Origin of the sequence: Protofrankia sp. CiT1, assembly GCF_917627335.1 — a bacterium.
GTDB lineage: Bacteria > Actinomycetota > Actinomycetes > Frankiales > Frankiaceae > Protofrankia.
The window spans coordinates 33870-34761 of record NZ_CAKJTP010000042.1; the positions used below are offsets into that span (position 1 = coordinate 33870).

2 pseudogenes are annotated in these 892 nt (G+C 65.8%); one reads left to right on the forward strand and one right to left on the reverse strand.

The window, feature by feature from the left end:
- Positions 1-295 precede the first annotated feature (295 nt).
- Positions 296-433 (forward strand): annotated as a pseudogene (locus MJ785_RS22225) (GntR family transcriptional regulator); the annotation flags it as partial.
- A gap of 28 nt (positions 434-461) precedes the next feature.
- Here MJ785_RS22225 and MJ785_RS09700 read toward each other — a convergent pair.
- Positions 462-892, reverse strand: a pseudogene (locus tag MJ785_RS09700) (hypothetical protein); the annotation flags it as partial.

Sequence of the window (892 nt, forward strand, 5' to 3'; positions counted from 1 at the left end):
ACAGTGACCGGCAAACCATTCATCAAGATCAAAAAACGACAAAACTCGTCAACGTCGTTGACTACAGTGTAGGTAAACACCGGCACCATGACGCACGCTTTTGTGGGTGTTCGGGGTCGGTGGCGTTCAGGGCATCGGTGTGGTCGAGGGTTCCGGCGAGCGCGAGCCGGAGTGGTGTACCCCGCCGGTTGTCGACGATCTTTACTTGGATGTTGAGGCCTCCGTACAGGTCCCGGACCGCTTGGAGGCGTTGTGCGTGGGATGCGGCGGAGGTGTGGTGGTCGGCGAGGGTCTGATGCCCCGCTGGGAACAAATCGCCCGCGGACTCCGCCTCGACATCCACGACGGCACCTACCCACCCGGCGCATCCCTCCCCAGCGAAGCCGACATCGCCCACCGCTACGACTGCTCCCGCCCCACCGTCCGCCGCGCCATCACCACCCTCGTCGGCGAAGGACTCCTCACCGTCGCCCACGGCCGCGGAACCTTCGTCCGCACCGACCCCCGACCGCTACCTCATCGTCATCGGCGCCGACGACCACCCCGACTACCTCCACCACCCCCCACACGGCTGGCTCAGCCTGATCAGCAGCAGCCCCGAAGACGCCCACAGCCACCTTCGCCTCGGACTCGCCATCGACGAAGCCACCCACACCGACGCCACCACCTTCGACATCCGCCCCGGACGACTCCTCATCCACCGCCGCGCCGCCTGGACCCACATCAAAACCAACCGCCACCTCTACGCCCACTCCGTCACCCCCGACCCCAACCCCGACACACTCAGCACCATCGAACAGCGCCACGACCACCCCAACCCCTTCTACCAAGCCCTCATCGACGACCCCGAACACATCAGCTGGAACCTCACCCTCACCGCCGCCATGCCCCC